Source organism: Mesorhizobium sp. P2_F8, from assembly GCF_056403655.1.
In genome coordinates, this window is record NZ_JBFUFB010000070.1 from 1 (window position 1) to 2,861 (window position 2,861).

Genomic DNA, 2,861 nt, shown 5'->3' on the forward strand with positions numbered 1-2,861 from the left:
CGATGAGGGTTTCGTAGCAAACCAGGTTCGGCAGCGCCGCCGATTTCGGCATATGTGCCGCGTCGGTCAAGACGACAATCGCCTTCATGCCGACCAGCAGGTCGGCCAGCGCTTMGAGGATCGGAAGGAAATTGAGGTCACAGAAGAGCAGGCGGTCACCGGCATGTTCGATTATGTAGCCGATCTGCTCGTGGAAGAGGCGCGGGTTGATCGTGTGACACACGAGCCCTGATCCGGAAACGCCGTAATAGAGCTCAAGATGCCGGTAGCCGTTACAGGCCAGCGTTCCGACCCGATCTCCGCGCGACAGTCCGAGCTTTGCCAGCGCGTTGGCAAGCTTCTGACTACGCTTCGAAAGATCGGCATAGGTGTAGCGATGGATCGGGCCCTCGACCGTTTTCGAAACGATTTCCGTGTCGCAGTGATAGGTCGCCGCATGACGCAGGATGGAGGATACGAGCAGGGGTGTATTCATCATCAGGCCAAGCATGGTCTTTTCCTCCCGGACAATGGTTCAATCAGAACAGGTCGGCGTCGAGCGCCATGATGTCTGAAGCGCCGGCGCGGATCGCCGCCTCGAGTGCGACGGTCTGCGGCAACAGGCGAGCCGCAAAGAAGCGGGCGAGGGCAAGTTTGCGCTGTTTGTGCGGCGTCGTCGCGCAAGCCGCGGCCGTCTGTGCCATGCGCACCCACAGCCAGCCGAACGCCACCAGCGCGAAGAAGCGAAGGTAGTCGGTAGCGCACGCCCCTGCCTCCACCGGATCGGCGCCCTTGGCCAACAGGTCTTCCGTCAGTTTCTCCAGCCGGGCAAGGCTATCGACGACGGTGGACTTCACGGTGTCGAGCCAGGCTGGTCCGTTGATTTGCGACAGTTCCTCGCGCACAAGCGCAAAGAAGCGCAGAGGCAGTTCACCGTTTTCCATCGGCAGCTTGCGGCCCACCAGATCCATGGCCTGCACGCCATTGGTGCCCTCATAAAGCTGAGTGATGCGAGCGTCTCGCACGTACTGTTCCATACCCCATTCACGGATATAGCCGTGCCCGCCGAACACCTGCTGCGACAGGACCGCGATCTCGAAGCCGAAATCGGTGAAAGCCGCCTTCACCACTGGTGTCAGCAGGGCCACGAGGCCGTCCGCCTTGCGGCGCGTCTCGGCGTCCGGATGGCTGGCGGCGATATCCATCTGCAGCGCGATCCAGACGGCGAGCGCGCGCCCGGCCTCGGTGATGGAGCGGCCCTCCAGGAGCATCTTGCGCACGTCGGCATGCTCGATGATCGCAACAGGGCCGCGCTCACCGTCGGCGGAACGACCCTGCAGGCGCTCGCGAGCATAGGCAACGGCCTTCTGGTTGGCGGCCTCGCCGACGCCAAGGCCCTGCATGCCGACGAACAGCCGCTCGGCGTTCATCATCGTGAACATGGCGTTGAGGCCGCGGCCGCGCTCGCCGACCAGCCAGCCGATCGCGCCGTCATAATTCATCACGCAGGTCGGCTGCGCGTGGATCCCCATCTTATGCTCTAGCGATCCGACCGACATGCGGTTGCGTTCGCCCAGCCTGCCGTCCGCGTCGACGAGGAACTTGGGCGATAGGAACAGGCTGATGCCTTTCACGCCTTTTGGCATGTCGGGCAGGCGGGCGAGCACCAGATGGATGATGTTGCCATCAAAATCCTGATCCCCCGATGAAATGAAGATCTTCGAACCGCTGATGGAATAGGAGCCGTCCCCTACCGGCTCGGCGCGGGTGGTGAGCRGGCCGAGATCGGTGCCCGCGCGGGATTCGGTGAGCGCCATGGCGCCCGTCCATTCGCCGGTGACCATCTTGGGCAGATATTTCTGCTTGAGCTCGTCGCTAGCATGATGGGAAATCGCCTCCACCGCGCCACGCGTAAGCCCCGGGAACAGGCCAAAGGAGAGATTTGCCGACGATACCATCTCGTCCAGCAGTATCTGCAGCACGCGCGGCAGACCCTGTCCGCCAAATTCCGGGCTGCCGGAAAGGCCGCCCCAGCCGGCCTCGACAAAGGCCTTGTAGGCGTCGGCGACGCCCTTAGGCGTCGTCACCATTCCATTCGACAGCTTGCATCCCTCTTCGTCACCGCCTCGGTTGAGCGGCTCCAGGATCTCGGCGCAGAACTTGCCGCCTTCTTCTAGGATGCGGGTCGCCAGTTCCGTGTTGATGTCGTCGCAGCCGGGAAGGGCGGTCATTTGTGCGTCGAAGTCGAAGACTTCGCCGAGCAAGAACGACATGTCCTCAACGGGAGGGATATAGCCGGCCATGGGTGCCTTCCTGTTCGGTTGCCTACCGGCTTGCCCGTCGTCAACCGCAACTGAAGCGGTCAACGTTATGTTTGCCGGCAAGTCGACGAAGGTCTCGCCTTCCAGCGCGGCCACCTCGTCCGGCGTAACCGAGTTCAGCCCGATAAGGGCACAGTCGACTTGTCAGAAGCGGGAAGCGCAGCTCCCACGATGCCGTCGGCGGCGGGGCGCCCGCCAGCGCCCCGCCTTCGGTGACTTGCGAAGCCGAGGCGCCAAACCTCACAGGGCCTAGGCCCACTCGCAAGCGCCGACTCCTCGCCTTACGCGATCAGGGAGGATCGCGCACGCAAGAGGCGGTCCGCTGGCGGCCTGGATGGCCGACAACGCCTGAATGAATGCCGTCGGAACGCCCAACTGGGGACCGGCCATCGGCGGTGAGCTCGGCGCGGCACCGGCGGCTCGCCGTCGGGCCGGACCAGATGTCAGCCAGGGCGGTCATGAAAGCCTACGCGGTTGCGCCGCTGAGGTGCTCCTGTGCAGTTCCCCGATCGCATCGAGCAATGTTTCGCGCGCGCGCGCCGCGCTCGGAACCTGTTCTGC

The 2,861-nt window shown here is 63.7% G+C and carries 3 protein-coding genes; 1 reads left to right on the forward strand and 2 read right to left on the reverse strand.

Features of this window, described 5'->3' with window-relative positions; all coding sequences use genetic code 11:
* Together AC1DZP_RS35810 and AC1DZP_RS35815 are read right to left on the reverse strand one after the other, a co-directional pair.
* The coding region (locus AC1DZP_RS35810) for an AMP-binding protein (RefSeq protein WP_477309021.1) at positions 1-490 on the reverse strand (490 nt) is incomplete at its 3' end.
* 28 nt (positions 491-518) lie between these two features.
* Positions 519-2,282, reverse strand: a complete 1,764-nt coding sequence (locus AC1DZP_RS35815; protein WP_477309023.1) for an acyl-CoA dehydrogenase C-terminal domain-containing protein — start codon at positions 2,280-2,282, stop codon at positions 519-521.
* A gap of 370 nt (positions 2,283-2,652) precedes the next feature.
* Between AC1DZP_RS35815 and AC1DZP_RS35820 the strand changes: the two genes are divergently transcribed.
* The coding region (locus AC1DZP_RS35820; RefSeq protein ID WP_477309025.1) for a hypothetical protein at positions 2,653-2,861 on the forward strand (209 nt) is incomplete at its 3' end.